We start from the raw sequence: 25,067 nt of genomic DNA, 5'->3' as shown, positions 1-25,067 counted from the left end.
CGTGACGCTACGACTGCCGGACACCCGGCATACGGACGCTCGCGGCGTGTCGCGACGTGTTCATCCGCGCGACACATAGGTCGCGGTGGGCCCGTGTGACGGACGGGCCATATGTGGCTTCTGTGGCTCGCGAGACGCGTGCGATCGGCTGCTGCCGGCGGTGGCCCGCCCTGGCGTTCAGGAGCCGAAGCGGCGGTGGCGCTCGCCGAACGCGCGCAGCGCGCGCAGGAAGTCGACCTTGCGGAAGTCGGGCCAGTAGGCCTCGCAGAAGTAGAACTCCGAGTGCGCGCTCTGCCACAGAAGGAAGCCGCCCAGTCGCTGCTCCCCCGACGTGCGGATGACGAGGTCGGGGTCGGGCTGGCCCTTGGTGTAGAGGTGCTCGGCGATGTGTTCCACATCGAGGATCTCGGCGAGCTCCTCGATCGAGGTGCCGAGGTCGGCGTGCTCGAGCAGGAGCGAGCGCACCGCGTCGGCGATCTCGCGGCGGCCTCCGTAGCCCACCGCGACGTTGACGAGCATCCCGTCGACGTCGGCGGTGCGTGCCGCGGCCGCCTCGAGGCGCTCGCGGGTGGCCTCGGGCAGGAGGGAGAGGGCACCGACGACGTGCAGGCGCCAGCGCCGGGCGTCGGCGAGCGCGTCGACGGCGCGCTCGATGATGCCGAGGAGCGGGCGCAGCTCGGACTCCGAGCGGTTGAGGTTGTCGGTCGACAGCAGCCAGAGCGTGACGACCTCGACACCGACCTCCTCGCACCATCCGAGCAGGTTGGCGATGTTGTCGGCGCCAGCCTGGTGTCCCTCGCTCGTCCCGGCGCCCCGCGCCTTGGCCCAGCGACGGTTGCCGTCGAGCATGACGCCGACGTGTCGAGGCACGCTCTCGGGGCCGAGGTGCTTGGCCAGACGACGCTCGTATGCCGTGTAGAGGACATCGCTGAGCGCCATGCGGTCACCGTACCGCCGGGCGCAGAGGAGACGGAGGGCACGTCGCTCCCGGTCCGGAACCTACGCAAACGTAGGTATCGTTGTGTTGATCATGAGCACCTCACGCGAGACCCGCACGTTCGATGCCCTCGAGGAGCGCGTCGATGCCGTTCTCGACGCCGTCAAGCCCAAGCTGCGCGGCTGGCTCCACCTCGCGATGGCACCGATCGCGTTCATCGGCGGCCTCGTCCTCGTCGTCCTCGGTGACACCGTGCAGGCGCGCGCGGCGGCCGCGGTCTTCACCGTCACCGCGGTGCTGCTCTTCTCGATGTCCGCGGTCTACCACCGCGGCACCTGGTCGCCCCGATGGGGCACCGCGCTGAAGCGGATCGACCACTCCAACATCTTCCTCATCATCGCCGGTAGCTACACACCGTTCGCGCTGCTGCTGCCCCGTGACCAGAGCCGCACGCTGCTCGCGATCGTCTGGTCCGGGGCCATCCTCGGCGTCGTCTTCCGCCTCGTGTGGATCCACGCGCCGCGCTGGCTCTACGTGCCGGTCTACGTCGCGCTCGGCTCGGTCGCCGTCTTCTTCCTCGGACCGCTGCTGCGGCACGCGGGCACGACGGTCGTGACCTTCGTCGTCGCCGGTGGCGTGCTCTACACGGTCGGCGCGCTCGTCTACGGGATCAAGCGCCCGAACCCGTCACCTCGGTGGTTCGGGTTCCACGAGATCTTCCACGCGCTAACGATCCTCGCGTTCGTCTCCCACTACATCGCCGCGTCCATCGCGCTCTACGACCGGGTCTGAGCTGGGGTCCGCGTCGGTTGCGCCCTGGTCGGCGTCCTTCCCGTCCTGTGACTCCTGCGCGGCGAGCGCGTCGCGCTCAGCGGCCTTCTGCTTGTAGGACATCCGGCGCAGCCGCGCGTTCATGTTGCGCATGAGCAGCCACAGCGAGACGACGAGGAAGAGGAAGGCCACGAACGCCCACACGCCGGGGGCGGCGGCCTGGCTCGGGGTGAGGTCGTCGGTGGGGCTGGGGCTCGGCGTCGGCGACGGGGCGAACGGTGCGGCGAGCAGCAGTCGGTCGAGGATCATGCGGTGCGGGCCTTCCGTCCGTCGTGGGCGATGGTGAGCGAGCCGGAGGTCGCGAGCGCGTCGGCCTCGGCGACGTCGGTGGGCAGGCCCGCGAAGAGGTCGTCCTCCCCCTCGACGATCGGCACGTAGGACAGCCCGGCCTCGTAGTCCTCCCACGGCCAGACTCGCGCCTGCTCCTCGCGTGAGACCTTGAAGAAGGTGCCGTCGGGGTCGATCTGCGTGGCATGCGCGAGCAGCGCGGCATCGCGCCGCTCGAACCAGGCGTCGCACACGACCCGCGTCGTGATCGTCCGCTCGCGGGCTGGGTCCCAGTTCTCGAGCCACGCGGCATACGGGCTCTCCTCACCGAGGGCGGTGAGGGCCTCGTGGAAGGCGACGACACGACCGCGGCTGAAGGTCTGGTTGTAGTAGATCTTGAGCGGCTGCCACGGCTCTCCCGCTCCCGGGTATGCCGTCGGGTCACCCGCCGCCTCGAACGCCGCCATCGAGACGTCGTGGCACATGATGTGGTCGGGGTGCGGGTAGCCGCCGTTCTCGTCGTACGTCGTCATGACGTGCGGACGGAATCGCCGGATCTCGCGCACGAGCGCCTCGGTTGTCACCTCGAGCGGCTCCAGCGCGAAGCAGCCGTCGGGCAGCGGCGGCAGCGGGTCGCCCTCGGGCAGCCCCGAGTCGACGAAGCCGAGCCAGGTGTGGTCGACGCCGAGGATCTCGCGAGCGCGCTTCATCTCGTCGCGGCGGACCTGGGCGAGGTCGCGCAGGATGTGCGGGTCGTCGGCGAGCTTGGGGTTGAGGACGTCGCCGCGCTCACCACCGGTGCACGAGACGACGAGGACGTCGTGCCCCTCGTCGACGTACTTCGCCATCACCGCGGCGCCCTTGCTCGACTCGTCGTCGGGGTGCGCGTGGACGCACATGAGACGGAGGCGGTCAGACACGTCGAGGGCCCTTCGGGTTCGTGGAGTCGCGCAGGCGACAATGGTCGGGCTCCATCCTCGCACTCCCACACAGCGCCCCGTGCGTGCCCCGTCGACAGGACCAGGACCGTCATGCCCCTCCCCCGCCCCGCGCCGGGCACTGCTCGTTGGTGGGTGGTCGGTGCCGTCGGCATCAGCGCCATGGTCGCAGCGGTCGTGTGGTTCGGGCTGGCCTCGGCGAACGCGCTGAGCGCTGACGTCGTGTCGTACGACGTGGTGTCGGACTCCGAGGTGCGGGTGGCCTACGACGTGCACCGTCCCGACGGCGCCGCGGTCCGCTGCACCGTCGAGGCCCAGGACGTCCGCCACGGCCGCGTCGGGACGAAGGACGACGAGGTGCCGGCCGGGGCGAAGTCGGTGCACCGTGAGGTGTCCGTGCGCACGAGCGCCCGGGCCGTGACCGGCGTCGTCGCCTCCTGCGTCCGCACCCCCTGACCCGAGGTCACCTCCCTCGTCCGCTTTATCGGGTGACCCGATAAAGCGGTGCTCGACCCGGGTGGGCAACGGGGGTCGAGCGGGACGAAGTCGGGTCGAGCGGGACGAAGTCGGGTCGAGCGGGGCTCGCGCGCCAGCACGCGCGCCCGGACGGACGTGCTTTTGGGACGCCGCGTTGTTATCCTTGTTGTTTGCACCATGGGTCTGGGGCCCGCCGAACCAAGCAACGGTTCAGGCCCCGGGCCCTTTCACGTAGGACCACCACCACCCTGACGCAGGCGGCGCACGTCGCCCGGTCACGGGCACCCGAGGAGTGAATCTCAGTGAGCGAGACCGTCGTCAAGGCGAGCTACCTGACCCAGGAGGCGTACGACCGCCTCAAGTCCGAGCTCGAGGAGCTCTCCGGCCCCGGCCGTGCCGACATCGTCGCCAAGATCGAGGCGGCGCGCGAGGAGGGCGACCTCAAGGAGAACGGTGGCTACCACGCTGCGCGCGAGGAGCAGGGCAAGAACGAGGCCCGCATCCGCCAGCTGACCCAGCTGCTCGAGAACGCCATCATCGGCGAGACCCCGCCCGACGACGGCATCGTCGAGCCGGGCATGGTCGTCACCGCCGAGATCTTCGGCGACGAGGAGACCTTCCTCCTCGGTTCGCGCGAGATCGCGGACGGCACCCTCCAGGTCTACAGCGAGCAGTCCCCGATCGGCTCCGCGGTCAACGGCCACAAGGCCGGCGACACCGTGAGCTACGAGGCCCCCAACGGCAAGCAGATCGAGGTCAAGATCCTCGACGCGAAGCCCTACAGCGGCTGACCTCCGCAGCACCCGAGAGGGCGCCCATCCCATGTTTCGGGTGGGTGCCCTCTCGCGTCCGGGCCGGTGTCACGGCGGGTCGAGAGGAGAGAACACGCCGGTGGCGCGACGCCGACTCGGCGTGTTCTCTCCTCTCGACAGCTCGGTCGGGCCGCGCCGCAGGACCGAGCCGGGTCAGTCCTGCACGGACTCGCGCACGATCGTGTAGCCCTTGTCGCTCATCGCGCGCAGCACCCGCTCGCAGTGCTCCGGGCCGCGGGTCTCGAGGCGCAGCGCGATCTCGACCTCGTCGACGCTGATCTGGGGGCCGGTGCGAATGTGCTCGATCTCGAGGATGTTGGCGTCCAGCCCGGCGCAGTCGGCGAGGATCGCGGCGAGCGACCCCGGGGTGTCGGGCACCCGCACCGCGAACTGGAGGTAGCGGCCGGCGGCGACCATGCCGTGCCGGATGATCCGCATCATGAGCAGCGGGTCGATATTGCCGCCGGACAGGACGCAGACAACCGGGCCCTCGATGTCGCTCCGCCCGGCGTTCTCGAGCAGCCAGCCCGCCGCCGACGCGCCGGCCGGCTCCACGACGAGCTTGGCGCGCTCGAGGAGGAAGAGCAGCGCGCGCGAGATCCCCTCCTCGCTCACCGTCTCGACCGAGTCGACCATGTCGCGCACGATCGGGAACGTCACGTCTCCGGGCAGGCCCACCGCGATGCCGTCGGCCATCGTCTGCATCTTCGCCGCGGCCACGGGGTGACCGGCGGCGAGCGAGCCGGGGTAGGCCGCGGCCTGCTCGGCCTGGACCCCGATGATCCGCACATCGGGCCGCAGCTCGCGCATGACGACGGCGATGCCGGCCAGCAGCCCGCCGCCGCCCAGGCCCACCACGATCGTCTTGACGTCGGGGCACTGCTCGAGGATCTCGAGCCCGCACGTGCCCTGCCCGGTGACGATGTCGTCGTGGTCGAACGGGTGGATGAGGATGGCCCCGGTCTCCTGCGCCCATGCGCGGGCGTGGACGAGGGACTCGTCGAGGGTCTCGCCGACCTGCTCGATCGTCGCGCCGTAGGCCTTGGTGGCCTGCACCTTGGGCATGGGAGCGCGCACCGGCATGTAGACCTTGACCTCGATGCCGAGCATCTGGCCCGCGAGCGCGACGCCTTGCGCGTGGTTGCCGGCGCTGGCCGCGACGACACCGCGGGCCTTCTCGTCGTCGGTGAGCTTGGACATGCGCGTGTAGGCGCCGCGGATCTTGAAGGACCCGGCGCGCTGGAGGTTCTCGCACTTGAGGAAGACGTCCGCGCCGACGCGCTGGGACAGTCCCCGGTTGAACTCCATGGGTGTCGGAGCGATGACGGTGGAGAGCAGGTCAGCGGCGGCACGGATCTCGGCCACCGTCACCGACGACGATGTGGGTGTCATGGGGCCGAGGTTAGTCGCGCCCGGACGACCCGGTGACACCGCCGAACCCGTCACCACGACCCCACCGCGCACGCACGGACCTCGCGGCACCGAGGGGGTGCTGCGAGGTCCGTGAGAGCCACCCCGAGCGGCCGGCGCCACGCCGAGCGTGGGCGAGCCGGTCAGTCGGTGGTGCGGGCGTTGAAGGCGCGCAGCGCGAGCGGGGCGATGATCGCCGTGATCGCGAGCGACCAGATGACCGTCGCGAGCTCGGGGTGCTGGAGCGGCCACGGGGCGTCGGCGCGCACCGGGAGGCCGGCGATGCCCCAGTTGTCGCGCATCGCCTGCGCCAGTGAGCTGATCGGGTTCCACTCGGCGATCGTCCGCAGCCACGACGGCATGACGTCGGTGCGTGCGAACGCGTTGGAAAGGAAGGTGATCGGGAAGATCGTCGTGAACATCAGCCCGTTGACGGCCTCGACCGAGCGCATCGCCGAGCCGACGAGGATGCCGACCCAGATCATCGCGAACCCGAAGAGGAGCAGCAGCCCGTAGGCGAGCAGCCCTCGCAGCAGACCCTCATTGATCCGCCAGCCGATGAAGAGGCCGGTGACGGACATGACGGCGACGCCGATGCTCGAGTGGATGAGCGCGGCGATCGAGCGGGACACGAGGATCGACGAGCGCTGGATCGGCAGCGACCGGAGCCGGTCGACCATGCCCTTGCCGATGTCGGTGTTGAGGCCGATGGCGACGATGAACGCGCTGAACGCGATCGTCTGGGCCATGATCCCGGGGAGCAGCCACGGCTTGTAGTCGACTCCGGGGATGTTGATCGAGCCGCCGAAGACGTAGGCGAAGAGCAGCACGAACATGATCGGCTGGATCGTCACGTCGGTGAGCATCTCGGGCTGGCGCTTGATGTGCGTGAGGTTGCGCCGCACGAGGGCGACGATCTGCCGGAGACGTCCCGCGCCCTGGGGCTTGGGCGCCGTGCGGTCGATGGCGATGGCATCGGTGGCGGCGCTCATGCGGGCACCTCTTCCTGGTTGCTGGTGTCCTCGGCCTTGTGGCCGGTGAGGGCGAGGAAGACGTCGTCGAGGCTCGGCCGCTGCATGCCGAGGTCGTCGACGTCGATGGAGGCGTCGTCGAGGCGCGTCGCCACCTGCGACAGGGCGCCGACGTCACCACCGGGTGCCGTGAGCTTGCGGGCGTCCTCGTCGACGTGGACCTCGCCGACGACGCCCTGCAGCAGCTCGGCCGCCTGCCGGACCTGGTCGTGCCGCGAGACGGTCACGACGAGGCTGGCCGAACCCGACTGGTTCTTGAGCTCGAGCGGCGTGCCCTGGGCGATGATCCGCCCCTTGTCGATGACGACGATGTCGTCGGCGAGCTGGTCGGCCTCGTCGAGGTACTGCGTCGTGAGCAGCAGCGTCGTGCCGTCGCGGACGAGGTCGCGCAGGACGTCCCAGAGCTCGACGCGGCTGCGCGGGTCGAGCCCGGTCGTCGGCTCGTCGAGGAAGAGCACCGACGGGTGGGCGATGAGGCTCACCGCGAGGTCGATGCGCCGCCGCATGCCGCCGGAGTACTCCTTGACGACCTTGTCGCCGGCCTCGGTGAGCGAGAACTGCTCGAGCAGCTCGTCGGTGCGCTTGCGCACGAACCGGCGGTCGAGGCCGTAGAGGTCACCGATGAGGCGGAGGTTCTCACGGCCGGTGAGCAGCTCGTCGACCGTGGCGCTCTGGGCGGTGAGGCCCATCGACGCACGCACGGCCTCGGGCTCGCGGACGACGTCGTGGCCGGCGACGCTGGCCGACCCGCTCGTCGGCACGGCGAGCGTCGTCATCATGCGGACGGTGGTCGTCTTGCCGGCGCCGTTGGGACCCAGAAGGCCGAAGACCGACCCCTTGGGCACCTCGAAGCTCACGCCGTCGACGGCGGTGAAGTCACCGAACTTCTTCACGAGGTCGCGGGCCTCGATGACGATGTCGCGCATCACGGCCTCCCGACCAGGCAGAAGGGGTGACCGGCCGGGTCGAGGTAGACCCTGAAGCCGCCGGACTCGCTCGGCTGGTGCTCGTGCACCGTGGCTCCCGCGGCGACCACCGACGGCTCGGCCTCGGAGATCACGTCGACGGCGAGGTCGAGGTGGAACTGCTGCGGGTGCGAGCCCCCGGGCCAGGTCGGCGCCACCCAGTCCTCGATGCGCTGGAAGGCCAGCGTCGTGCGCCCGTCGGGGCGCTCCGGGGAGACACCACCACCCGGCGGCTCGAGCGTGGCCCAGTCACGGTCGGAGTCGGACTCGAGGCCCCAGCCGAGGACCTCCCCGTAGAACTGGGCGAGCGAGAGGGCATCGGGACAGTCGAGGACCACGAGGTCGAGGATCGGTCGGACGCTCGGTTGAGCGGTGTCTTCACTCATGGGCCCGAGCGTAGGGGCGACCACCGACAGCGGCCCACCGCTTTTCGGCGGACCCGGGGTCCACCGGACGGTGGAGAGCGCACGGCACGACCCGACCGGACCACTCCCCGGGGCAAACCCCACGGACGAGCGGACGCCAGACGTCAGGTGACGGTGAGGGCGAGCGCGCGGGCCGCCTCGGGGTACGCGTCGGCGAGCAGACCGCACGCGAAGAGCACGTATGCCGTGTCGACACCTCGCGCTGCCGACGCAGGGACCGTCCAGCCCCCCGCGTGGTCGGAGGCGACCGCGGACAGCACCCCGTCGGCGAGCTCGACCGGCCCGTGGCGGAACACGCCACCGGACCCGAGCACCAGGCCCACGTCGGCGAGCGGACGGGGCCGGTCGCCCACGACGCGGGGCCGCCCGTGCCGCCGCACCGCGACGAGCGCAGCGGCACGCGCCAGCTCGCCCTCCTGCGACCACTCCTGCGGCGTCGACGCCCGGTGACCGGTCGCGGAGGCGACGTGGCCGGCATACGTGACCGTCTCGGACGACAGCGTGAGGTGCTCGCGCTGCGCTGCCTCGACGATGCCGAGCGCGTTCCAGCGCATGCCCAGGTCGGCCTCGACGGTGCGCTCCTGCCACATCGAGCCGGCGACGTCGCGCTCGATCTCGGCGTCCTCGCCCTGGGGCCGGAGCACGGAGTAGACGTCGGTCGTCGCACCGCCGATGTCGACGACGACGACGTCCTCGCCGCGCACGTCGGCGAGCAGCTCGACCCCGCGCAGGACGGCGTCGGGGGTCGCGGCGCGCACGAGCTCGGTGAAGCCGCGACCGCGCGACAGTCCCTTGCCACCGATGACGTGCTCGAGGAAGGCCGCGCGGATCGCGGCCCTCGCGGCATCCGGCGCGATGACCCCGATGCGCGGCAGGACGTTGCTCGTGACGACGTGACGCCGGCCTGTGCGCTCCAGCTCCGCAGCGACCTCGTCGGCGACCTCGGCGTTGCCCGCGACGACGACCGGCGCGCGCAGCCGGGCGTTGGCGAGCCGAGAAGCATTGTGCCGCAGCACATCCGCGTTGCCGCCGTCCGTGCCGCCGACAAGCAGCACGAGGTCAGGCGTCGCCGCCCGGAGCGACCGCACGCCCTCCCCGGTCAGCGGCCCGGCCGACACGTGCACGACCCGTCCACCCGCCGACAGCGCGACCCGGTGCCCGGCCTCGGACGTCACCTCGCGCTCGTAGCCGACCACGGCGATCCGCAGACCGCCGCCCGCGGACGAACAGACGAGCGTCTCGGCGACGGGACCGTGGGAGGCGAGCTCACGGCATACGGCATCGACGCCGTCCATGACGTCGGTGGCGACGGTCGTCGGGGACGACGCGGCACCCACGAGCGCGCCGGACGAGACGTCGACGAGGACAGCCTTGGTGAACGTCGACCCGACGTCGACGCAGAGGACGAGCGACACGGCGGTGACTCAGGTGAGCCGGTCGAGCGCCTGCTTGAGGTCGGCGATGAGGTCCTCGACGTCCTCGATGCCGACGGAGAGGCGGATGAGGTCCGAGGGGACCTCGAGCTCGGTGCCGGCGACCGACGCGTGGGTCATGCGGCCCGGGTGCTCGATGAGCGACTCGACGCCGCCGAGCGACTCGCCGAGGGTCCAGATCTGCGTCTCGGCGCACACCTTGACCGCGACGTCCTCGCCGCCCTTGACGCGGAAGGCGACCATCCCGCCGAAGCGCTTCATCTGTCGCGAGGCGACCTCGTGGCCGGGGTGGTCGGGCAGGCCCGGGTAGTGCACGGCGGTGACGCCGTCGTGCCCCTGGAGGAACTCGACGATCTTCTCGGCGTTGTCGCAGTGGCGCTCCATGCGGATCGCGAGGGTCTTGAGCCCGCGCTGGACCACCCACGAGTCGAAGGGTCCGGCGACGGCGCCCATCGAGTTCTGGTGGAACGCGACCCGGTCGCTCGCGGACTCGCCGTCGAACCACGGCACCGTCACGCCGTGCGCCACGACGACCGCGCCGCCGACGACGTCGGAGTGACCCCCGCAGTACTTCGTCGTCGAGTGCAGGACGATGTCGGCGCCGAGCGCGAGCGGCTGCTGGAGGTAGGGCGAGGCGAAGGTGTTGTCGACGACGAGCAGCGCGCCGGCCTCGTGTGTGATCTCGGCGAGCGCCGTGATGTCGGCGATCCCGAGCATCGGGTTGGTCGGGGTCTCGACCCACACGACGCGGGTGCGGCCGGGCTGGATCGCGGCGCGCACGGCGTCGTTGTCGGCGATCGCGGCGATGGAGTGCTCGACTCCCCAGTGCTTGAGGACCTTGTTGAAGAGCCGGTAGGTGCCGCCGTAGGCGTCGGAGGGCACGACGACGTGGTCGCCCGGGCTGAGCAGCGCCCGCAGGACGGTGTCCTCGGCGGCGAGGCCCGAGGCGAACGCGAACCCGCGCTCACCCCCCTCGAGCGCGGCGAAGCCGGTCTCGAGCGCGGTCCGGGTGGGGTTGGCGCTGCGGCTGTACTCGTAGCCGCCCCGGAACCCGCCGATGCCGTCCTGCTTGTAGGTCGACGTCTGGTAGATCGGGGTGACGACCGCGCCGGTCGTGGGGTCCGGATCCTGCCCCGCGTGGAGGGCGCGGGTGGAGAAACCGAGGGTCTGGTCGCTGCTCGAGTCGGACATGCGGACAGCGTATGCCGGGTGCCCACGTCCGCTTCAGGCGAGCCGCTTCTGCCACTCCCGCAGGACCGCGGTCGTCCGGTAGCCGAGCGCCTCGTTGACGGCGAGCATCGGGCCGTTCTCCTCGGCGTTCCACGTGCGCAGGGTGCGCGCCTGCGGGAACGCGGTGCGCAGTGCCCGGAGGTTCGCGGCCTTGACCGCCGCACCGAGCCCGTGCCCCCGGTGCTCGCGGAGCACGAGGGTGTCCTGCTGGTAGGCGAGGACCGGTTCGGCCGTCGGCACCTGGAGCTGGGTGAACGCGACGAGCCGCCCGCTGCCCAGGTGGCGCGCCACCGACTCGAACGCGCGCCGGCCGCTCTGCCGGGTCGTCTCGCGCTGAGCCCGCAGCCGGGCGGTGTCCCACTCCTCCTCGTGGAACTCGAGGTCCCCCACCGGGGAGTCGGTGCTCATCCGTCGTTGGAGGTGGGCCCGGTCCTCGAGCCACGCGTCGAGGGTGTCGTCCGTCGAGGTCTCGACGACGTATCCCGGTGTCGCGGGCACCTCGTCGTCGGAGCCGGCCTCGACGGAGCCGACCTCGACGGAGAGGTCGTTGCGCAGCATCGTCTGGCCGACCCGGAACCCGTGGCGGTCGAGGAACCCCTCGCCGTGGTCCAGTCCGCCGTTCGGGTATGCCGTCTCCGCGACGAGCGTCGTCCGCGCCGCCGCGACGGCAAGGTTGGTGACGTGCTCGAGGGCGCGGGTCCCCACGCCGCGGCGACGGTGGTCGGGGTCGACGGCGACGTCGACCATCGCCAGCTCCAGGTTGTCGCGCAGCGGCAGCATGAGCTCGGCAGCTGCGACCACCCGGTCGGCGCCGTCGACCTCCGCGACCGCCGCCAAGTAGCGGTGGCTCCACGTCGTCGACGACTCCCGGGCCCGACGCGACGCCATCGACCACGCGTCGTGGTCGTCGCCCATCGTCGCGACGGTGGCTGCGACGAAGACCTCGTTCCAGGCCCGCGCGAGCGCCGCCGGCTCCGGAGCGGGGTCGAGCGTCGTGACGGGGACGATCCTTATGGTCATGGCGCCATGGTCCTCCGGAAGCGGCGGGCGGAGCCACCGGATTCCGGACGCCCCGGGACCGCGCCCGGCCATAGACACGTTCCGGTAACGCCTGCGGTCAAGCCACCTCTACGACCCATCCAGCCGACCCGCGTCCCTACTGTGGATCGCTCTGCAATGAAGACAGTGCACCAACACGGAGGTACGCAACATGCCCGGAACCATGGGAATCATCGCCTGGATCATCATCGGCGGACTGGCCGGCTGGATCGCCAGCAAGATCATGAACACGGACGCGCAGCAGGGCATCCTGCTCAACATCGTCGTCGGGATCGTCGGCGCCTTCCTCGGCGGCCTGCTGCTCAGCCTGCTCGGTGTCGACACCGATGGTGCCGGCCTCATCTTCACGTTCATCACGGCCATCGCCGGAGCCTGCCTCCTGCTCTTCGGCGTCAAGGCCCTGACCGGCAACCGCTCGCGCGTCTGACCCGCGACCGCACGCCGACGGGCCCGTCCTCCTCGTGAGGGCGGGCCCGCGTCGTCGCCGGGGTGCCGCTTCGGGTCACCTGCCGTTGCCAGGCCGCCCGTCCGGGCCCCGGCCGAAGGCAACGAGGTTGGTGGCCGCCTCGTCGGCGAGCCTCGTCGCGATGGACCGTGCCTCGGCTTGGGTCCGGGCCTGGGAGACGACCGAGATGAGCACGTCGCCCTCGAGCCGCAGCGCGACCTGTTTCGCGAAGGACCCGGGCCATGTGTCCTCCTGCGTGGCGAGGAAGCTCGTCGCCGCCTCGTGGCCGGTCCATGGTTCCCGCTGCGTCCGGCTGAACCACCTCGCGGTGCCCCGGTTCGCCACGATCTCGTCGAAGGCCTTCTGTCCGTCGGGGAAGGAGGACCAGACGAGTTTCGTCAGCGGCTGCACGCCACTCGACTCCTGGCCCGCACCGGTGAGGTAGTACTCGGCTTCACGCACCGCAACGGTCTTCTCGCCCGGGTGCCTGGGGTCTCCGACCTGGGCCCCGAACACGGGGACGGTCCCCATCGAGGACCTCATCATGCCCGGCTCCTGCACGAGCTGACCGAGCCCGAGCGTGGCCGGGGAGGGTGCGATGGCGGGCAGGACGAACTCGGTGCCGTCCGGGAACGCCTCCGTCATGCCGTTCGGCCACTGGTAGGCGACCGGAACCGGCGACTCGAGCACCTTGCTCCGCAGCAGACCCGCGACTGCGCCGTCGACGAGCTCACGTGCGGCTGACAACGACGCCTCCTGGCCCTCGGTGAACGCCCACGCACTCACCGTGACGTCGCCGACCCGCCGGACGGCGGCGTACTTCTTGCCGCCCGTCTCGTCGGGAGCGTCGACGACGAACTGGTTGCCGAGCGTGACGTCCAGCCCGGGCCACCCCACCCTCGTGAACCTGGTGTCGAAGGCGCACGCACCCGAGTTCTCGTCCTGCTGTCGCATCGCCGTCGACGCCGTGCCTGCCGGCCAGCCGGTGAGCTCGAGCCCGCCCTGGCGCCGCGCCCCCTGCGGCCCGACGCCGTCGTAGTCCCACCCGCTGCTGCCCCACGGCTGGGGCTGGGCGGCCTGTTCCTCCGTGAGGCAGGGTGCGGAGGCGAGGCTCGAGAACGCGGACAGCCCGGTCGCCCGGGTCCGGGTCAGCCCCTCGGGTGCGGACGTGCGGCGCGGTGCGACGTCCGGGAAGTCCATCGGCATCGTGTACCTGCCATTCGCGAGCCTGACCTTCGGCTGGAACGCCGTCGTGTCCGGCACCTCCACGCTCGGCGAGGCAGAGGGGCCCGGGGTCCCGGAGACGGCCGGCCGGGCCCGCTCCCCCTCGAAGAGCGGTGAGCTCGCGGCACCGATCGCGATGGCGGCCACCGCGGCGGCCGCGGCGAGCCCACCGAGCGAGCCACGCAGCACACGCGCGCGTCGTTGCCGACCGGCGCGCTCGTCGACGGCGACACGGAAGGCGTGCCAGTCGGGCTCCGGCGCGTCGCGCAGCACGTTGCGCAGCTGGTCCTCGAGCTGGGTCGTCATGACGAAACTCCCTTGAGATCGAGGGCCGCGGCTCCGGAGCGCAGCGCGGCCAGGGCGTGGTGGATCGTGGACCGGACGGTGCTCACCGAGCAGCCCATGGCCGTCGCGATCGCGGCGTCGGGCAGGTCCTCGAAGTAGCGCAGCGTGACCGCCGCTCGCTGGCGGGGCGGCAACCCGGCCAGTGCGGTGAGGAGCGCATCGCGGGTCACGACGGTGTCGGCGTGGTCGACGCTCGCAGGGCCGAGCTCCTGCACGACGTCGTCGGAGACGACCTCGCGCGACCACCGCTTGCGCTTCTGGCTCAAGAAGGTGTTGACGACGATCTGCCGCGCGTATGCCGTGGAGCTCTGCGCCTGCGAGACACGTCCCCACTTGCGCACGACGGTCGCGAGCGCCTCCTGGCTGAGGTCCTCGGCCGCGGTGCGCTCACCGGTGAGTGCGTAGGCGAGGCCGTAGATCTTCGGCATGGCGGCGTCGAGCCATGCGTCGAGATCGCCCCCCTGTGTGTCGCTCATGCCTTCTTGGACGCACCCTTTCCGGGAATCATTGAGTCCCCGGCAGCATTGCACCCAGAGGCCCCGCCCCACCCGCTCGCCATGGAGGAGCTCCAGCAATGTTCGGATCGCGCGCCAAGACCACGATGCCCACCGCCGCCGAGGCCCTGCCCGGCCGCGACACCCGCCCCTTCACGGTGCCCACGACCCACGAGGTCCTGGGGACGCCGCTCGAGGGTCCGTGGCCGGAGGGCACGGAGGTCCTCTATGTCGCGATGGGCTGCTTCTGGGGTGCCGAGCGCATCTTCTGGCAGCTCCCGGGTGTCGTGACGACGGCGGCCGGCTACATGGGTGGGTTCACGCCGAACCCGACCTACGAGGAGACCTGCACCGGCCGCACCGGCCACGCCGAGTCCGTCCTGGTCGCCTACGACCCGACGCAGACCACCCCCGAGCTGCTGCTCAAGGCCTTCTGGGAGAACCACGACCCCACGACGGCGAACCGGCAGGGCAACGACATCGGGACGGCATACCGGTCCGCGATCTTCTGGACCACGCCGGAGCAGGAGGCTGCCGCTCGCGCGACGCGTGAGGCCTTCCAGGGTGAGCTGACGCGCGTCAAGGCCGGGGACATCACCACCCAGCTCGCATCCGCGAAGGACGCCGGCACGTTCTGGTACGCCGAGGACTACCACCAGCAGTACCTTCACAAGAACCCGAACGGCTACTGCAACCACGGCCCCAACGGGCTCACCTGCCCGATCGGCGTCGCGAACCTCCCGGCCCAGACGGACATCGTCCCGCCCGCCTGACGCTGTCGTCGCCTCAGGCAGGTCCCGTATGCCGTGACGCCCTTCGCGTGGCACAGTGCCGTGCGTGACCGCTGACTCCACCGAGGGCTTCTCGGCCAAACCGACGCTCGTGGGCGAGCTCGTGACCCTGCGTCCCATCCGCGCAGAGGACGCCGACGCCATCGACAGGATCATCCGTCAGGACCCGGAGGTCGCGCGGCTCACGGGCTCGGTGCACTCGAGCGCCGAGGCGGCCGACCCGCCGACGATGCCGATCGAGCGGATGCGCGAGATCTACGGCGAGTGGGCCGTCGCCGACGACCGCCTCGTGCTCGCCGTCGTCGACAACGCGAGCGACGACGTCGTCGGCGAGGTCGTCCTCGCGGGTTGGGACGAGGACAACCGGGCGTGCTGGTTCCGGACCCTCATCGGCGCTGCCGGTCGTGGCCGCGGGCTTGGGACGGAGGCGACGCGGCTCGTCGTCGACCACGGGTTCCGCGCGCTGGGGCTCCACCGGATCACGCTCGAGGTCTACGACTTCAAGCCGCGGGCGCGGTACGTCTACGAGAAGGTCGGGTTCGTCCACGAGGGAGTGGGGCGCGAGGCGCTGCTCTTCGACGGCGAGTGGGTCGACGTGCACTTCATGGCCGTGCTCGAGTCCGACTGGGTGCGGGCTGGCGGCGCCTGATGAGAAGGTCCTACGGATCGCGGCATGGGCGCCGCGATGTGTGGGACCTGTCGATGGCCGCCACGTGTGGTCACTGCCCGGCGTGATCCGGGTCAGACGGCCCTGGCGATGGTGAGCGCGACACCGAGGATCGCGGCCGTGGCGAGCGCCGCGAAGCCGGCGATGCGCAGCGGGGCGCCGACCTTCCAGTGGTCGCGTGGACCCGGCGCCTCGAAACCAGGGTGCGACCCGACGTCGGAGCTGCCGGCCGGGCCGCCGAAGCCACCCCTGATGCCAGGCTCCGGCCGGGCGTTCCTCATCTGGACGAACCCGACGGCCAGGAGGACGGCGCCGAGCACGGCAAGGACGACGACGACCCACCACCACCCAGTCATGGACGTCAGCGTCCCACGCCGGATCCGGCCACCGGGCCGATCGCGTCGGACCATTCACCACGCCGGGACGCGGCCTCCCGGAGGTACCCCTCCAGAGGAGTGTCTTTGCTCCCCCTGACGACGCAAAGACACCCCCATCTGCTCCAGACCTCTGAAGCACAGGCCCGTTGCGTCACCCCCTGACGCGAATGGGGGTGTCTTTGCGTCGGCTCGTGGCGCGAATGGGGGTGTCTTTGCGTCGTGGGGTGGAAGCAAAGACACGTCTCGGGCGGGAGGGTGCGCAGATGGGCCGGTCGGCGACCCCCGCTGCGAAAAGAACCCGGTACGGGTGTGGGACCCGGTGGTCAGATGCGGGCGGCGAGCTCGGTGCCCTGGCGGATCGCGCGCTTGGCGTCGACCTCTGCGGCGACGTCGGCTCCGCCGATGACGTGCACGGGCAGACCCGACTCGGCGAGCTCGTCGGCAAGGGTCCGAACCGACTCCTGCCCGGCGCAGAGCACGATGCTGTCGACGGCGATGACGCGTGAGGCGCGTGTGCCGTCCGACCCGTCCTCCGCTGCGAACGACACGTGCAGGCCATCGTCGTCGATGAGGTCGTAGGACACACCGGTCACCTGCTCGACGCCCTTGGCCTTGAGCGAGGCGCGGTGCACCCAGCCGGTGGTCTTGCCCAGGCCCTTGCCGATACCGGAGGCCTTGCGCTGCAGCAGGACCACCTCGTGCTTCGGCGCCTCGACGACCGGCGCGGCCAGGCCGCCGCGGGACGCCGCCGGGTCGCCGACACCCCACTCGGCTCGCCACAGGTCGAGGTCGAGGGCCGCCGACGGCTGCGCCGTGAGGAACTCCGAGACGTCGACCCCGATGCCGCCGGCACCCACGACGGCCACCCGCGCACCGGCCTCGCGCTCACCGCGGACCAGTTCCGCGTATGTCATCACCGACGGGTGGTCGACGCCCGGGATCGACGGCACGCGCGGCTCCACGCCCGTCGCCACGACGACCTCGTCGAACCCTCCGTCACGCAGCTCGTCCGCACCCACCACCCGGCCGAGGTGCACCCGGACACCGGTCACCTCCAACCGGCGGCGGAAGTAGCGGATCGACTCCGAGAACTCCTCCTTGCCGGGGATGCGCTGCGCGATGGCGAACTGCCCACCGATGTCGTCGCGCCCCTCGAAGAGGTCGACGGTGTGCCCGCGCTCGGCCAGCGCCGTCGCGCACGCCAGACCCGCCGGCCCGGCGCCGACGACGGCCACCCGCTTCGCAGCACGCGTCGGCCCCAGCACCAGCTCGGTCTCGTGGACGGCACGGGGGTTGAGCAGGCAGGTCGCGCGCTGCTTCCTGAAGGTGTGATCGAGGCAGGCCTGGTTGCAGGCGATGCAGGTGTTGATCTCGTCGACGCGTGACTCCGCCGCCTTGCGCACCCACTCGGGGTCGGCGAGGAAGGGCCGGGCCAGCGAGACGAGGTCGGCGTCACCCGCACCGAGGATCCCCTCGGCCACCTCGGGCATGTTGATCCGGTTCGTCGCGATGACCGGCAGCGACGTCTCGGACTTGAGGCGGCCGGCATACGAGGCGAAGGCCGCGCGGGGCACGGAGGTGACGATCGTCGGGACGCGCGCCTCGTGCCAGCCGATCCCGAGGTTGAGCACCGAGGCACCGGCGGCCTCGACCTCGCGGGCGAGCGCGGCGACCTCGTCCCAGGTCTGGCCCTCGGGCACGAGGTCGACCGCCGAGATCCGGTAGATGACGAGGAAGTCCTCCCCCACCTCTGCACGGATGCGTCGCACGATCTCCACGGCGAAACGGCGACGCTTCTCGGGCGTCCCGCCCCAGGCGTCGGTGCGCTGGTTGGTGCGCGGTGCGAGGAACTGGTTGATGAGGTAGCCCTCGGACCCCATGACCTCGACACCGTCGTAGCCGGCCTCACGGGCCAACCGCGCCGACCGGACGAACGCCGAGATCGTGCGCTCCACGCCGCGCGCCGACAGGGCACGGGGCCGGAACTTCGAGATCGGGCTCTTGACCGCCGACGGCGCGACACACCACGGGGTGTACGAGTAGCGCCCGGCGTGGAGCAGCTGGAGGGCGATCCGACCACCCTCCGCGTGGACCGCCTCGGTGAGCACGCGGTGCTGCCGGGCCTCGCGCCGGGTCGTGAGCTTCGACGCGAGCGGGAGCAGCGTGCCCTCGATGTTGGGCGCGAACCCGCCGGTGATGATGAGCGAGGCTCCCCCGCGCGCCCGCTCGGCGAAGAAGGCCGCGAGCTTGGGGAAGTCGCGCGCCCGGTCCTCGAGGCCGGTGTGCATCGACCCCATGACGACCCGGTTGGGCAGGGTGAGGTGTCCGAGGTCGAGCGAGGCGAGCAGGTGCGGGAAGGCAGTCACTACTCGAGAGTAGGGAACAGCTCGTGCGGGGCCTACCGCCCGGGGCTGTGTCGTTGCTCTCGATGGACCAAAGGCGGGGTATGCCGGGTGCTCGCGCTCCCGGCATACCCCGCCTGTCGACGTGGCTGGGTGGTGTCAGTCCACGAGGTGACCCAGGAGGTCGGCCCGGGTGAGGACGCCGACGGGCTTGCCGTCGTCGATGACGAGGACGGCGTCGGCGGTCTCGAGCTCGTGGCGCGCGGTGGCGACGGGCTCGCCGGCGCCGACGAGCGGCAGGCCCTTGCCCATGTGCTTCTCGACGGAGTCGTGGAGCGTCGCCTTGCCGACGAAGAGCAGCTCGAGCAGCTCGCGCTCGCTCACCGAACCCGCAACCTCGCCGGTCATGACGGGCGGCTCGGCCTTGACGACGGGCATCTGCGAGACGCCGTACTCGCGCAGGATCTCGATGGCGTCGCGGATCGTCTCGTTGGGGTGGGTGTGCACCAGGGCGGGCAGGTCGCCGCTCTTGGTGCGCAGCACCTGACCGACGGTGGCGTCGGCGTCGGAGTCCATGAAGCCGTAGGAGCTCATCCAGTCGTCGCTGAAGATCTTGGACATGTAGCCGCGGCCCGAGTCGGGCAGGAGCACGACGACGACGGCCTCGGCGGGCAGGTCCTTGGCGACCTCGAGGGCGGCGACGACGGCCATGCCGCAGGAGCCACCGACGAGCAGGCCCTCCTCACGGGCGAGGCGACGGGTCATGTCGAACGAGTCGGCGTCGGACACGGCGACGATGCGGTCGACGACCTCGGGGTCGTAGGCGCTCGGCCAGAAGTCCTCACCGACGCCCTCGACGAGGTAGGGGCGACCGGAGCCGCCGGAGTAGACCGAGCCCTCAGGGTCGGCACCGATGATCTCGACCCGGCCACCCTCGCGGTCGGCGCTCTTCTCGAGCAGGTAGCGGCCGGTGCCGGTGATCGTGCCGCCGGTGCCGACACCCGCGACGAAGTGGGTGAGGCGGCCGTCGGTGTCGCGCCAGATCTCGGGGCCGGTGCTCTCGTAGTGCGAGGCGGGGCCGTTGGGGTTGGAGTACTGGTCGGGCTTCCACGCACCCTCGGTCTCGCGCACGAGGCGGTCCGAGGTCTCGTAGTACGAGTCGGGGTGGTCCGGCGCGACGGCGGTCGGGCAGACGACGACCTCGGCGCCGTAGGCCTTGAGGACGTTGCGCTTGTCCTCGCTCACCTTGTCGGGACACACGAAGATGCACTTGTAGCCCTTGCGCTGCGCGACGAGCGCGAGTCCGACGCCCGTGTTGCCGCTCGTCGGCTCGACGATGGTGCCGCCCGGCTTGAGGGCGCCCGAGGCTTCGGCGGCCTCGACCATCTTGAGGGCGATGCGGTCCTTCACGGAGCCGCCCGGGTTCATGTACTCGACCTTGGCGAGGACGGTCGCGGCGATCCCGTCGGTGACGGAGTTCAGCTTCACGAGCGGGGTGTTGCCCACGAGGTCGACGATGTGCTCGGCATACTTCATGCCCCCATCCTCCCATCCCCGCCGCGGGTTGCCGGACGGTGACGTCACGGCCTCGGTATGCCGGGTCCGCGCCCCTGCGTCGTCGGCGTCGGTTAGCGTGGAGGGACGCTTTCAGGAGGGTGGCACGACGGCATGGGACGCGCACGGCGAGCACGCAAGATCGCAGCGACTGCGGCATACGGGGGCGGTGGTCTGGCCGCGGCCAGCGCCGCTCTCGGTGCGGTCGGCTACGCCGTGATCAAGGGCGAGGCGCTGCTCGCACGCCGGATCGTCGGCACTCCCTTCGACTCCTCCCCCGACGACGACGGGACCTACGGCGCCGGGCCCGGCGAGCCGATCGAGATCCTCGTGCTCGGCGACTCGAGCGCCGCCGGCATGGGCGCGCACAACCCGCACGAGACCGTCGGCGCGATCGTCGCCAGCGGGGTGAGCGCCCTCATGGGGCGGCGCGTCCACCTCACCAACTGCGCCGTCGTCGGCGCCGAGTCGAGTGACCTCGAGCGCCAGCTGGCCGAGGGGCTGGAGTCGATCACCCCCGACGTCGTCGTCGTCATGGTCGGCGCCAACGACGTCACCCACCGCGTCGACCGGGCGACCGCCGTGCGCCACCTCGAGCTCACCGTGCGGCGGATCCGTGCCCTCGGCGCCGAGGTCGTCGTGGGCACCTGCCCCGATCTCGGCACCATCGAGCCGCTGGCGCAGCCGCTGCGCCTCCTGGCCCGGCGGTGGAGCCGTGACCTGGCGGCTGCCCAGACGATCGCGGTCGTCGAGGCCGGCGGTCGCACGGTGTCGCTGGGCGACCTGCTCGGCCACGAGTTCGCCGCCTCCCCCAAGACGATGTTCAGCGAGGACCGCTTCCACCCCTCCCCTGCCGGCTATGCCCGGGCCGCCGCGGCGCTGCTGCCGTCGGTCTGCGCCGCCCTCGGCGTCTGGGGCCACGACACGGCCGACCGCGCGCCCGAGGCGCGTCGCGGCGAGGGTGTCGGACCGGTGGCGGTGGCCGCAGGGCAGGCGGTCAAGGACGCAGGGACCGAGGTCTCGCCGACCGAGGTCGGGGGCCAGGCACGAGGACCGCGCGGCCGGTGGGCCGTGCTGCTGCGGCGACGCCATGACGCCGTGCCGTCGGCCCGCGACCCCCAGCCCGACGCGTCGGGCGCCGAGGAGGCGGCGACGTCGGGCACGTTGGGCACGTCGGGCACGTCGGCCACGTCGGGGACGAGTGCAACCGCGGGCGGGGCGGCGGCCTCAGGGCAGGCTGCGGCGCAGGTCGGCCAGCCGCTCGGTGAGCTCGGGGACCCCCGCTGACGCTGCGTCCCACACGAGGACGCGCAGCTGGTCGATGAGCACGCCCGGACCGAGGTCAGGCACGGGTTGACCTGCCGTGGCGTCGGCGAGGTCCTGGACGACGTCGCGCACCGCCGGGGACGCGGCGAGCGCGCGGTCTGCGGGCAGCTCACGCCACCTGCGGACCACGCGCTCGAGCTCCCGCGAGACGTCGTCGGGGAGGCGGTGCATCAGCGCCTGGTCAGTCGCGCATCCGCGCGAAGAGGCGCAGGAACTCGATGTAGAGCCAGACGACCGTGACGATGAGGCCGTGGGCGAGCAGCCAGCTGTACTTCTGCGGCGCACCCGTCGCGATGGCGCGGTCGATCATGTCGAAGTCGAGCGCGAGCGTCACCGCGGCCAGACCGACGGCGAAGAGCGAGATGAGGATGCCCGACGTGCCGCCGACGAACCCGATCTCGGAACTGGAGCTGGGGAGGAGGAGAGGCAGGACCAGGTAGTTGATGAGAGCGAAGATCGCGTAGCCGAAGACCATCATCGTGACGATCCGGCGGAACTTGTCGGTGACCTTGATGAGCCCGCTCTTGTAGGCCAGGAACATGCCGGTGAAGGTGGCGACCGTGGCCAGCGCGGCCGTCGGGACGACACCCTGCCAACGCGCCTCGAAGAACTGTGAGATCGCCCCGACGAACACACCCTCGACGACGGCATACGCGACGATGAGCGGCACGCTGAGCGTCTTCTTGAAGGCGATGACGAGACCGAGGGCGAACATCGGCGCCCAGGCCATCGTCAGGAGCAGCCCGAGGTCCCGGTTCTGGGCCGCGGCATACCAAGCAGCCGCACCGACCCCGAGGACGAGGGCGAACAGACCCATCGTCTTCATGATGACGTCGTCCATCGTCACGCGACCGGTGTCGACCGGGCCGGCGGACGGCGAGTTGTACATGTCCTGGAGCTGCTGCTGCGAGCCCCACTGGTCGGTCGTCCCCTGCTGCGCGTACGAGACGTTGCCCGGGTTCGCGGAGCCGCGCCCCCCGAAGCCGGCGTAGCCGGACTGCGCGTCCTTCTCGAGTCGGTTGAAGGCCGGGTTGCTGGCCATCGAGTCCTCCGTAGGTCTGGCGCCACGGCGTTGGCGCGGCGTCGTCACACCATTCAACCGTGCCGGGGCCTCCACAGTTCCCGTGGCACGGTCACCTGTGGACAACGATCGAGGTCATCGGGACGAGCGAGGCAGTGCCCCCGACGGCGGGTCCTGACGGGGGGACGAGCCTGCGAGTGCCCCCGACGGGACTCGAACCCGCACCCGGAGCGATTTTAAGTCGCCTGCCTCTGCCAGTTGGGCCACGGGGGCGGGCTCACTGTATGCCGCCCACCCCCAGCGTGCGTCCGCAACTCTGGTCGCCCCTGCGAGCAGGGTTGCGGACGCAAGCACTCACCGCGACGGGCTCGGGCTGAGGCTCGGCGTCGGGGTGGGTGTCGCCGAGACCCCTGTGCTCGGCGACGTCTGCGGGGCCGTCGGCGACGGCGTGGGTGACAGCGTGGGCGTGGGGCTGGGCGATGCGCTCGCGGGACCGTCGTTCGGGACGACGGGCACCGGACCGGGCAGCGGTGCGATCGCCAGCGGCGGCTGCCACTCGCCCATCCCCATGCCCTCCCAGCCGGTGCGGTCGTCCCACCTCAGCGGGAAGACGTCGCGCGGGATCATCAGCTCACCCGTCCGCGGGTCCCGCAGGGCGTCGAGCTCCTGGCTGTCGGGGAGTGCGTAGGCGAAGTCCTCGCCCACCTCGAGCGGACGCCCGTTCTGGTCGAGCAACCGGACCTTGTCGATCCGGCGACCGGTCTCGTCGTAGGCGTAGAGGTTCGTCACCTGCTCGCCGTTGCTGGTCACCCCGGACGTGCCGGACACGGGCTCGTCGCTGTAGACCTCGTCGGCGTAGGGGTCATGGCCGTCGACGAGCAGGAGGAAGGCGACGGGCAGGAGCAGCACCGCGAGCAGGTTGCCGACGACCCGCACAGGCCCGACCCAACCACCGGTGAGGTGGCGGTGGCGCGCCAGCAGCCCGAGCGCGACGGAGACGACGGCGCCGAACGCCCCGAGCCACACGATGCTCCCGCCGACGATGACCGCCGGGAGGGCGGCGAGCGCGACGCCGCGCACGAACCACCACACCGGTCGCAAATCACTGATCCACGGCGCCGCCTCGAGGACCTGGCCGCTGACTCGGGCCCACGTCGCCGAGAGACGTTCTCCGGCAGGCTTCCTCGGCTCGACCCCGGCCACGCGCGGAGGCAGGCCGGCAGCGGAACGCAGCTCTGCGGCATACACCTCCGGGCTGCCCAGCCGGTCGCTCAGGGTGCCCTCCCCCGGCTCGGCGAGCCGCTCCGCGAGGTCGGCCTCCATGCCGGTGGTGAACTCCTCGACGTCCGCGACCGGGAGGTCGGAGAGGGCGGCCCGGACCCGGGTGACGTACTCACGGACCTCGGTCGACATGGTGTCGTTCATGCCTTCACTCCTGCCTCGTCGAGGAGGCCGGCCATCGTCCCTGCGAAGGCGGCCCACGTCTTGCCCTGGCTGGCGAGGGCATCACGGCCCTGCGCGTTGATCCCGTAGTACTTGCGGTGTGGTCCCTCGTCGCTCGGCACGACGTAGGACGTGAGCGCCCCCGCGCTGTAGAGGCGCCGCAGCGTCCCGTAGACCGAGGCGTCGCCGACGTCCTCGAGCCCTGCTGCCCGCAGCCGGCGCACGACGTCGTAGCCGTAGCCGTCCTCGCGTGCGACGACGGCGAGCACGGCGAGGTCGAGCACTCCCTTGACGAGCTGTGTGGCGTCCATCCGCGGGCACCCCCTGCTTCTCTCTCTGCCCATCGACCTGATGGCGCACGGTGCACAGTACTACGCAATACGCATTAGTGCGCCAACCGCGCGAGCGATCCGCGTGTCACCCACCGCGAGGCGCCCCCGAAGGCCCCGACCCAGAGGTCGCGCGCGTCACCTTCGGTAGGCTTCGGGCACTCCCTCGCAGCACCCAGATCGGACGACCTCCCCGTATGAGCTCCACGGACATCCCGTCATCGCCCGCCCGCCGCCGCGGTCCCGCGAAGGGGACCCCGCGCGCGCCCAGGATGAAGCGCGACGAGCGCGAGCGCCAGCTGCTCGACGTCGCCGAGAACGTCTTCGCCGGGCACGGCTACCAGGAGACGACGATGGAGCTCATCGCCGCCGAGGCGGGCATCACCAAGCCGGTGATCTACGACCACTTCGGGTCCAAGGAGAACCTCCTCGTCGCCGTCGTCGCGCGCGCCCGCGAGGACCTGCTCTCGTCGACGAAGGCGGCGATCGACAGCATCCCGCCACACTCCCCCGTCGAGGACTACTTCCGCGCCGGGGTCCGCTCGTTCATGGAGTTCTTCGAGCGGCGTCGCGGGAGCTTCAAGGTCTACATGCAGGAGTCAGCCGTGGCGGTCGTCGCCGGACAGGACATCGAGAACATCCGCCAGGCGCAGGCTCGCGACATCGCCGAGCGCTTCGGTGACATCCCGCAGATCGCGGCCTACCCCATGCCCTACCGCGAGGCCATGGCCGAGATCATGATCGCCACCAACGAGCGAGTTGCGGCGTGGCGGCTGCGCAACCCCGAGATCACCCTCGACATGGCCGTCGAGATCGTCATGGCCGTGCTGTGGAACGGCTTCCGTTCCTACACCTCCGAGACCGTCCCGGACGTCGACCTCACCTGACGCGGGT

The 25,067-nt window shown here is 71.2% G+C and carries 27 protein-coding genes and 1 tRNA gene; 8 read left to right on the top strand and 20 right to left on the bottom strand.

The window, feature by feature from the left end; translation table 11 throughout:
* Positions 1 to 177 precede the first annotated feature (177 nt).
* Positions 178 to 939, bottom strand: a complete 762-nt coding sequence (locus ACSQ11_RS09430) for an isoprenyl transferase (RefSeq protein ID WP_436004876.1) — start codon at positions 937 to 939, stop codon at positions 178 to 180.
* A gap of 91 nt (positions 940 to 1,030) precedes the next feature.
* Between ACSQ11_RS09430 and trhA the strand changes: the two genes are divergently transcribed.
* Positions 1,031 to 1,729: a PAQR family membrane homeostasis protein TrhA gene (gene trhA / locus ACSQ11_RS09425; RefSeq protein ID WP_436004875.1), complete on the top strand. Its 699-nt coding sequence runs from the start codon at positions 1,031 to 1,033 to the stop codon at positions 1,727 to 1,729.
* On the opposite strand, the gene ACSQ11_RS09420 is transcribed toward trhA, so the two are convergent.
* Positions 1,664 to 2,017, bottom strand: coding sequence for a hypothetical protein (locus tag ACSQ11_RS09420; protein WP_436004874.1), 354 nt, complete (start codon positions 2,015 to 2,017; stop codon positions 1,664 to 1,666). The two genes, trhA and ACSQ11_RS09420, sit on opposite strands and share 66 nt — an antisense overlap.
* Positions 2,014 to 2,955 carry a mycothiol conjugate amidase Mca gene (gene mca, locus ACSQ11_RS09415; RefSeq protein WP_436004873.1) on the bottom strand — a complete coding sequence of 314 codons (942 nt, stop codon included), beginning with the start codon at positions 2,953 to 2,955 and terminating at the stop codon, positions 2,014 to 2,016. The genes ACSQ11_RS09420 and mca overlap by 4 nt, the downstream gene beginning before the upstream one ends.
* A 111-nt stretch (positions 2,956 to 3,066) precedes the next feature.
* Here mca and ACSQ11_RS09410 point away from each other — a divergent pair, with 111 nt between their 5' ends.
* Entirely contained in the window at positions 3,067 to 3,429 is a 363-nt protein-coding gene (locus ACSQ11_RS09410; RefSeq protein ID WP_436004872.1) for a DUF4307 domain-containing protein, read from the top strand.
* A 323-nt stretch (positions 3,430 to 3,752) separates the two neighbouring features.
* Positions 3,753 to 4,241 (top strand): transcription elongation factor GreA, encoded by a 489-nt coding sequence (gene greA / locus ACSQ11_RS09405; protein ID WP_436004871.1) that lies wholly within the window; start codon positions 3,753 to 3,755, stop codon positions 4,239 to 4,241.
* Positions 4,242 to 4,415: 174 nt separating this feature from the next.
* Here the strand turns inward: greA and ilvA are convergent, their stop codons facing one another.
* The 7 genes from ilvA to ACSQ11_RS09370 form a co-directional block, all read right to left on the bottom strand.
* The gene (gene ilvA, locus ACSQ11_RS09400; protein WP_436004870.1) at positions 4,416 to 5,654 is read right to left on the bottom strand and encodes a threonine ammonia-lyase; all 1,239 of its coding nucleotides are present in this window, start codon (positions 5,652 to 5,654) and stop codon (positions 4,416 to 4,418) included.
* Positions 5,655 to 5,815: 161 nt separating this feature from the next.
* Complete coding sequence (locus ACSQ11_RS09395; RefSeq protein ID WP_436004869.1) at positions 5,816 to 6,664, bottom strand: ABC transporter permease; 849 nt, start codon at positions 6,662 to 6,664, stop codon at positions 5,816 to 5,818.
* Positions 6,661 to 7,629 (bottom strand): ATP-binding cassette domain-containing protein, encoded by a 969-nt coding sequence (locus ACSQ11_RS09390; protein ID WP_436004868.1) that lies wholly within the window; start codon positions 7,627 to 7,629, stop codon positions 6,661 to 6,663. Before ACSQ11_RS09390 ends, ACSQ11_RS09395 begins: the two co-directional genes overlap by 4 nt.
* Entirely contained in the window at positions 7,629 to 8,054 is a 426-nt protein-coding gene (locus ACSQ11_RS09385) for a VOC family protein (protein WP_436004867.1), read from the bottom strand. Before ACSQ11_RS09385 ends, ACSQ11_RS09390 begins: the two co-directional genes overlap by 1 nt.
* Positions 8,055 to 8,197: 143 nt before the next feature.
* Positions 8,198 to 9,508, bottom strand: coding sequence for a glutamate mutase L (locus tag ACSQ11_RS09380; RefSeq protein ID WP_436004866.1), 1,311 nt, complete (start codon positions 9,506 to 9,508; stop codon positions 8,198 to 8,200).
* A gap of 9 nt (positions 9,509 to 9,517) precedes the next feature.
* Positions 9,518 to 10,717, bottom strand: coding sequence for a cystathionine gamma-synthase (locus ACSQ11_RS09375; protein WP_436004865.1), 1,200 nt, complete (start codon positions 10,715 to 10,717; stop codon positions 9,518 to 9,520).
* Between the two features lie 33 nt (positions 10,718 to 10,750).
* Positions 10,751 to 11,776 (bottom strand): GNAT family N-acetyltransferase, encoded by a 1,026-nt coding sequence (locus ACSQ11_RS09370; RefSeq protein ID WP_436004864.1) that lies wholly within the window; start codon positions 11,774 to 11,776, stop codon positions 10,751 to 10,753.
* A 190-nt stretch (positions 11,777 to 11,966) separates the two neighbouring features.
* Between ACSQ11_RS09370 and ACSQ11_RS09365 the strand changes: the two genes are divergently transcribed.
* The gene (locus ACSQ11_RS09365) at positions 11,967 to 12,242 is read left to right on the top strand and encodes a GlsB/YeaQ/YmgE family stress response membrane protein (protein ID WP_436004863.1); all 276 of its coding nucleotides are present in this window, start codon (positions 11,967 to 11,969) and stop codon (positions 12,240 to 12,242) included.
* A gap of 75 nt (positions 12,243 to 12,317) precedes the next feature.
* Here the strand turns inward: ACSQ11_RS09365 and ACSQ11_RS09360 are convergent, their stop codons facing one another.
* Positions 12,318 to 13,790, bottom strand: a complete 1,473-nt coding sequence (locus ACSQ11_RS09360; protein ID WP_436004862.1) for a hypothetical protein — start codon at positions 13,788 to 13,790, stop codon at positions 12,318 to 12,320.
* Entirely contained in the window at positions 13,787 to 14,305 is a 519-nt protein-coding gene (locus ACSQ11_RS09355; RefSeq protein WP_436004861.1) for an RNA polymerase sigma factor, read from the bottom strand. Before ACSQ11_RS09355 ends, ACSQ11_RS09360 begins: the two co-directional genes overlap by 4 nt.
* 98 nt (positions 14,306 to 14,403) lie before the next feature.
* Between ACSQ11_RS09355 and msrA the strand changes: the two genes are divergently transcribed.
* Both msrA and ACSQ11_RS09345 read left to right on the top strand, forming a co-directional pair.
* The gene (msrA, locus tag ACSQ11_RS09350) at positions 14,404 to 15,096 is read left to right on the top strand and encodes a peptide-methionine (S)-S-oxide reductase MsrA (protein WP_436004860.1); all 693 of its coding nucleotides are present in this window, start codon (positions 14,404 to 14,406) and stop codon (positions 15,094 to 15,096) included.
* 64 nt (positions 15,097 to 15,160) lie between these two features.
* Entirely contained in the window at positions 15,161 to 15,763 is a 603-nt protein-coding gene (locus ACSQ11_RS09345; protein ID WP_436004859.1) for a GNAT family N-acetyltransferase, read from the top strand.
* Between the two features lie 92 nt (positions 15,764 to 15,855).
* On the opposite strand, the gene ACSQ11_RS09340 is transcribed toward ACSQ11_RS09345, so the two are convergent.
* The 3 genes from ACSQ11_RS09340 to ACSQ11_RS09330 form a co-directional block, all read right to left on the bottom strand.
* A complete protein-coding gene (locus ACSQ11_RS09340; protein ID WP_436004858.1) occupies positions 15,856 to 16,137 on the bottom strand; it encodes a hypothetical protein in 282 nt (93 codons plus the stop codon).
* A gap of 344 nt (positions 16,138 to 16,481) precedes the next feature.
* Positions 16,482 to 18,524 carry an FAD-dependent oxidoreductase gene (locus tag ACSQ11_RS09335; protein ID WP_436004857.1) on the bottom strand — a complete coding sequence of 681 codons (2,043 nt, stop codon included), beginning with the start codon at positions 18,522 to 18,524 and terminating at the stop codon, positions 16,482 to 16,484.
* 135 nt (positions 18,525 to 18,659) lie between these two features.
* Positions 18,660 to 20,036 (bottom strand): cystathionine beta-synthase, encoded by a 1,377-nt coding sequence (locus ACSQ11_RS09330; RefSeq protein ID WP_436004856.1) that lies wholly within the window; start codon positions 20,034 to 20,036, stop codon positions 18,660 to 18,662.
* A gap of 132 nt (positions 20,037 to 20,168) precedes the next feature.
* Between ACSQ11_RS09330 and ACSQ11_RS09325 the strand changes: the two genes are divergently transcribed.
* Positions 20,169 to 21,341 carry an SGNH/GDSL hydrolase family protein gene (locus ACSQ11_RS09325; RefSeq protein ID WP_436004855.1) on the top strand — a complete coding sequence of 391 codons (1,173 nt, stop codon included), beginning with the start codon at positions 20,169 to 20,171 and terminating at the stop codon, positions 21,339 to 21,341.
* On the opposite strand, the gene ACSQ11_RS09320 is transcribed toward ACSQ11_RS09325, so the two are convergent.
* The 5 genes from ACSQ11_RS09320 to ACSQ11_RS09300 all read right to left on the bottom strand — a co-directional run bounded on the left by ACSQ11_RS09320 (position 21,282) and on the right by ACSQ11_RS09300 (position 24,155).
* Positions 21,282 to 21,551, bottom strand: coding sequence for a hypothetical protein (locus ACSQ11_RS09320; protein WP_147062049.1), 270 nt, complete (start codon positions 21,549 to 21,551; stop codon positions 21,282 to 21,284). The two genes, ACSQ11_RS09325 and ACSQ11_RS09320, sit on opposite strands and share 60 nt — an antisense overlap.
* 10 nt (positions 21,552 to 21,561) lie before the next feature.
* Entirely contained in the window at positions 21,562 to 22,422 is an 861-nt protein-coding gene (locus tag ACSQ11_RS09315) for a Bax inhibitor-1/YccA family protein (RefSeq protein WP_436004854.1), read from the bottom strand.
* A 177-nt stretch (positions 22,423 to 22,599) separates the two neighbouring features.
* A tRNA-Leu gene (locus ACSQ11_RS09310) sits at positions 22,600 to 22,674 on the bottom strand.
* Positions 22,675 to 22,755: 81 nt separating this feature from the next.
* Entirely contained in the window at positions 22,756 to 23,826 is a 1,071-nt protein-coding gene (locus ACSQ11_RS09305; protein WP_436004853.1) for an HAAS signaling domain-containing protein, read from the bottom strand.
* Positions 23,823 to 24,155: a PadR family transcriptional regulator gene (locus ACSQ11_RS09300; RefSeq protein ID WP_147062052.1), complete on the bottom strand. Its 333-nt coding sequence runs from the start codon at positions 24,153 to 24,155 to the stop codon at positions 23,823 to 23,825. Before ACSQ11_RS09300 ends, ACSQ11_RS09305 begins: the two co-directional genes overlap by 4 nt.
* Positions 24,156 to 24,370: 215 nt before the next feature.
* On the opposite strand from ACSQ11_RS09300, the gene ACSQ11_RS09295 reads away from it, so the two are divergent.
* Complete coding sequence (locus ACSQ11_RS09295) at positions 24,371 to 25,060, top strand: TetR/AcrR family transcriptional regulator (RefSeq protein ID WP_436004852.1); 690 nt, start codon at positions 24,371 to 24,373, stop codon at positions 25,058 to 25,060.
* Positions 25,061 to 25,067 lie beyond the last annotated feature (7 nt).

It is taken from the genome of Knoellia sp. LjRoot47 (assembly GCF_964253435.1).
Classification (GTDB): Bacteria; Actinomycetota; Actinomycetes; order Actinomycetales; family Dermatophilaceae; genus Knoellia.
The sequence above is the reverse complement of the archived record's forward strand: the minus strand, read 5'-3'. Positions and strand labels throughout refer to the sequence as shown.

Excerpts from the sequence above, each read along its gene's own strand:
- ACSQ11_RS09395 (WP_436004869.1), bottom strand. The coding sequence starts at position 6,664 with ATGAGCGCCGCCACCGATGCCATCGCCATCGACCGCACGGCGCCCAAG.
- ACSQ11_RS09340 (WP_436004858.1), bottom strand. The coding sequence starts at position 16,137 with ATGACTGGGTGGTGGTGGGTCGTCGTCGTCCTTGCCGTGCTCGGCGCC.
- ACSQ11_RS09375 (WP_436004865.1), bottom strand. The coding sequence starts at position 10,717 with ATGTCCGACTCGAGCAGCGACCAGACCCTCGGTTTCTCCACCCGCGCC.
- ACSQ11_RS09430 (WP_436004876.1), bottom strand. The coding sequence starts at position 939 with ATGGCGCTCAGCGATGTCCTCTACACGGCATACGAGCGTCGTCTGGCC.
- trhA (WP_436004875.1), top strand. The coding sequence starts at position 1,031 with ATGAGCACCTCACGCGAGACCCGCACGTTCGATGCCCTCGAGGAGCGC.
- ACSQ11_RS09355 (WP_436004861.1), bottom strand. The coding sequence starts at position 14,305 with ATGAGCGACACACAGGGGGGCGATCTCGACGCATGGCTCGACGCCGCC.
- ACSQ11_RS09330 (WP_436004856.1), bottom strand. The coding sequence starts at position 20,036 with ATGAAGTATGCCGAGCACATCGTCGACCTCGTGGGCAACACCCCGCTC.
- ACSQ11_RS09360 (WP_436004862.1), bottom strand. The coding sequence starts at position 13,790 with ATGACGACCCAGCTCGAGGACCAGCTGCGCAACGTGCTGCGCGACGCG.
- ACSQ11_RS09370 (WP_436004864.1), bottom strand. The coding sequence starts at position 11,776 with ATGACCATAAGGATCGTCCCCGTCACGACGCTCGACCCCGCTCCGGAG.
- ACSQ11_RS09365 (WP_436004863.1), top strand. The coding sequence starts at position 11,967 with ATGCCCGGAACCATGGGAATCATCGCCTGGATCATCATCGGCGGACTG.
- ilvA (WP_436004870.1), bottom strand. The coding sequence starts at position 5,654 with ATGACACCCACATCGTCGTCGGTGACGGTGGCCGAGATCCGTGCCGCC.
- ACSQ11_RS09385 (WP_436004867.1), bottom strand. The coding sequence starts at position 8,054 with ATGAGTGAAGACACCGCTCAACCGAGCGTCCGACCGATCCTCGACCTC.
- ACSQ11_RS09325 (WP_436004855.1), top strand. The coding sequence starts at position 20,169 with ATGGGACGCGCACGGCGAGCACGCAAGATCGCAGCGACTGCGGCATAC.
- ACSQ11_RS09410 (WP_436004872.1), top strand. The coding sequence starts at position 3,067 with ATGCCCCTCCCCCGCCCCGCGCCGGGCACTGCTCGTTGGTGGGTGGTC.
- ACSQ11_RS09390 (WP_436004868.1), bottom strand. The coding sequence starts at position 7,629 with ATGCGCGACATCGTCATCGAGGCCCGCGACCTCGTGAAGAAGTTCGGT.
- ACSQ11_RS09420 (WP_436004874.1), bottom strand. The coding sequence starts at position 2,017 with ATGATCCTCGACCGACTGCTGCTCGCCGCACCGTTCGCCCCGTCGCCG.
- ACSQ11_RS09315 (WP_436004854.1), bottom strand. The coding sequence starts at position 22,422 with ATGGCCAGCAACCCGGCCTTCAACCGACTCGAGAAGGACGCGCAGTCC.
- msrA (WP_436004860.1), top strand. The coding sequence starts at position 14,404 with ATGTTCGGATCGCGCGCCAAGACCACGATGCCCACCGCCGCCGAGGCC.
- ACSQ11_RS09300 (WP_147062052.1), bottom strand. The coding sequence starts at position 24,155 with ATGGACGCCACACAGCTCGTCAAGGGAGTGCTCGACCTCGCCGTGCTC.
- ACSQ11_RS09295 (WP_436004852.1), top strand. The coding sequence starts at position 24,371 with ATGAGCTCCACGGACATCCCGTCATCGCCCGCCCGCCGCCGCGGTCCC.
- ACSQ11_RS09320 (WP_147062049.1), bottom strand. The coding sequence starts at position 21,551 with ATGCACCGCCTCCCCGACGACGTCTCGCGGGAGCTCGAGCGCGTGGTC.
- ACSQ11_RS09305 (WP_436004853.1), bottom strand. The coding sequence starts at position 23,826 with ATGAACGACACCATGTCGACCGAGGTCCGTGAGTACGTCACCCGGGTC.